Source organism: Desulfovermiculus halophilus DSM 18834 (genome assembly GCF_000620765.1).
Lineage (GTDB): Bacteria > Desulfobacterota > Desulfovibrionia > Desulfovibrionales > Desulfothermaceae > Desulfovermiculus > Desulfovermiculus halophilus.
Window position 1 is genome coordinate 1 of sequence record NZ_JIAK01000054.1, and the last position, 3,686, is coordinate 3,686.

General features: G+C 40.9%; 2 protein-coding genes. Both read right to left on the minus strand.

Annotated elements, in window-relative coordinates:
* Positions 1–11 precede the first annotated feature (11 nt).
* Positions 12–968, minus strand: a complete 957-nt coding sequence (locus N902_RS19505; protein ID WP_034623026.1) for a glycyl-radical enzyme activating protein — start codon at positions 966–968, stop codon at positions 12–14.
* Between the two features lie 205 nt (positions 969–1,173).
* The gene (locus N902_RS0114120; RefSeq protein ID WP_027371433.1) at positions 1,174–3,579 is read right to left on the minus strand and encodes a glycyl radical protein; all 2,406 of its coding nucleotides are present in this window, start codon (positions 3,577–3,579) and stop codon (positions 1,174–1,176) included.
* Positions 3,580–3,686: the final 107 nt, after the last annotated feature.

Genomic DNA, 3,686 nt, shown 5'->3' on the forward strand with positions numbered 1-3,686 from the left:
AAATAATTTATTTAACCAACGATTACATTATGTCCATCTCTTTCAAACAAATTCTTTATTCTTTGCATTTCAAACTTTGAAGGAGGATCAACGGGTGGCATTTTATATTCCAATCCAATTCTTTCATATTTTGAAGTACCGAGCTTGTGGTAAGGCAGCAATTGGACTTTATCCAAGGAATCTCCTAATTTTTTGCATATTCGAGAAATGGTTTTAAGATTTTCATCATCATCATTGATACTAGGAATGACAGGAACTCTTATTTGTATAGGAATTTTTTTTTCGGCAATATTAAACAAATTATGTAAGATCACGCTACTTGATACGCCAATAAATTTAGATGACTTTTCATCGTCGATAATCTTTAAGTCATAAAGAAAAAGATCAACATAAGGAAGTAAGGGTTCATATTTCCCCCAATCTACACAACCAGATGTATCAAGAGCCGTATGTAGACCTCGATACTTGCTCTCTTTAAGTAACTCATATGCAAATAAATTCTGCACCATGGGTTCTCCACCCGAAATAGTTATTCCCCCTCCTGTTTTTTCATAATAAAGTCTATCTTTCTCTACAATTTTCATTACCTCATCAACGCACATTGACTTTGATGTAAAATACAAGGCTTTCGGATAACAAACCTTTGCACAATCTCCACATTCGCTACAAAGATTTCGATCTAAACTTATTGCAGTAATATCTTTTTTTAAAATCTTTGAATAGGTTGGCTTTGTTTTATTTAAGGCCTTTTGCTTACATACTTTTAGACATTCACCGCAATCTTCCACACCAACACATAATATTGGCATTACCGCCAACCGTCCGACAAATGATTGAGAATCAGGACTATGACACCAAAAACAATGTAATGGACATCCTTGCAAAAATATCATGGTTCTTATCCCTGGCCCGTCATGCAAGGTATACCTTTGGATGTCAAATACCAAACCTGAAGATTCGTTTTTCACAATGTATCTCCCATCTATATTTTCCCTAGAAACCTCAACATTTTAGTTTTTGCAGTTCTATTTCTTTTTAAATTGGGGGTCAGAACATGAAATATGATCAGACCCCCTATTTAAATTCATTCTATCCCCTCCTAGACCCCACAACACCTTTATGGTGTTGTGGGGCGGCTATATTTTTAAATCTCCTTAAAACTTTATAAAGACACTAACCAATTTCCTCTATTTCTGTTCTTGTAATTATGTCCTCCTGAAGGTCCGGATCAAGTCCAACGAAAAAAGCACTATAACCAGCCACCCTTACGACCAAGTCCTTATACTTATCAGGATTTTTCTGTGCGTCTCTTAGCCGTTTAGAATCTACAACGTTGTACTGGACGTGGAGACCCTTTTGAGAGAAATAACCTTTCAATGCAGCCTTAAGAGCAGTTTCTCCCGTTTCACCTTCAAGGGCAGATGGATGGAACTTGAGATTAAGAAGGGTTCCGTTTGAATTAATCAAATGGTCAATTTTAGATACTGAATTCAATACAGCTGTAGGTCCATTCAAGTCTCGACCATGAATCGGGGATATGCCATCCGCCAAAGCATCGCCTGCTTTTCGCCCATCAGGAGATGCACCTAAACCATCCCCCAAATATAAATGTGCTGAGACAGGATATAGCCCCGGTTGATATGGCCCTCGCGGTCCCACAGATTTCTCTGTCAATTTACAGTAAACTTCTACAGCCCATGCTGCTATAGCGTCTACCTCTTCCTCGTCATTACCGTAATGAGGCACTTCTGCAATTATTCTATTTCTAAGAACTTCCTGGCCGCTCCAATCACTTTTCAAGATCTCAAGCAATTCAGATCCACTTACTACTTTTTCATCAAAAACCATCTTTTTGATGGCCATAAGGGAATCACCTACGTTGCTGACACCTACACCCGCCGTACCAATTGCATTGTATTTGGCCCCTCCCGCTGAAACATCAATGCCCTTTTCTATACAGTATTCCATTCCACAAGAAAGAAACGGTAAAGGCGCAACATCTTGGTGCACTAAGTCGGCAGTGTTCGTAATGACTGCGAAATGATCTACAAAGTATTTAACCTGTTTTTCGTAGGCCTTCTTCACTTCTTCGAAGGATTTAAAATCAGCCAAACTTCCCGTTGAGGGACCGGCTTGCATACCGGTTTTTAAACTTTTCCCATCGTTAATGGCATGCTCCAAGCAGGCTGGAAGACTAAAGTAAGGATGATCTCCATTACCGCCCGACCAGCCATATTCATAACCTTGAGGTCCCGGTTCAACACATCCTACGATGGCATAATCTCTTGCGTCTTCAATTGATTTCCCGCGATTAAGCAGACCCGGAATTATTACTTCATCATTGTAAAGGGCCGGCATGCCTAGCCCCTTTTTGGTTACCTCCACAATTTTGTTCCAAAGTACCTCAGGTGTACCATTCCACAGACGCGCAGATATGGACGGTTGGTGAAGCCCAACATTCTGAGAGGCATCCAAACATATAAAGGAAAGATCGTTGGTCGCATCTTTGCCATCGCGATCCTGCCCACCAACAATTAGATTTTGAAACATCGGATATCCGCCAGCCGTCCTTGTACCTCCAATTGGCCTAATCTTATTAATTTCCGACAGTTTGATCCAAAGACACTCCACCAGTTCTTGCGCATCTTCCCGCGCCAATTGTCCCGTCAATAGGTCTTTTGAATAATAGGGATACATATATTGGTCAAAGCGACCTGGTGAGATTGAGTGGCCACTAGATTCAAGTTGCAAAATTAATTGGAAAAACCAGAAGGCTTGGCAAGCCTCATGGAATGTTGTGGCGGGATTAGCCGGTACCTTTTCGCAAATACTTGCAATCTTCAACAACTCTGTTTTTCTAGCAGAATCACTTTCTTCTACTGCCATCTGCTTAGCCAAGTCAGCATAACGCTGGGCAAAAGAAACGGCAGCATCACACGAAATGATAACGGCTTTCAAAAAATTGTACGTGTCGACTTCATTTCCATCGGCCGGAATTCCCATCACCTTGAGCTTTTCAAGTGCATCCTGCCTGATTCCATTAAACCCTTTAGTGATTACTTTTTTATAACTTGGCGAATAATGACCAACTCCTGAGTAATTCACTACACTCGGAGCAAAGGTATATACAGCAGAATTTGCAATACTTGCGGCAGTTTCTTCTGGCAGTCTGCCAATGATTAGATCATTAACCGTTTTCCCCTTCCAATAAGGCCCAATTTTCCGTAGATCGGACTTAGTTTCCTCATCAATAAGGAACCTATCAGCATCACGCAACTCAAAAGGTTCTTCATCCATTTCAGCCAGAATCCACTCAAACGAAAATTCGGGGAAGATTGGAGAATATCTGGCAACTTTTGCCTGATTACCAACAATGAGTTCATCATTTGCAATCCAAATTGACATTTCTTCAAGAACCCGTTTGAGAACTTTAGCCCGCCTAAGTATTGCAGGCAGACTCTCATAATCTTGATAAGCCTGCGTGACAATCTTGGCCCGTTCAGAGCAAATCCCTGGCGGAGTAGCCAAATACTTGTCTTTAAGTTTTTTTGCCCTTGATGAAATACCTCGGTTTTCCATATCTGCTCTCCCTTCAGTCAGTTTTCCGAGTTGTAAGGACCAGACTTCCTTCGCCCTTACCCAAAACAGCTTCGCTAGAGTTTCAAAAAACAACGACTTTCACCGGT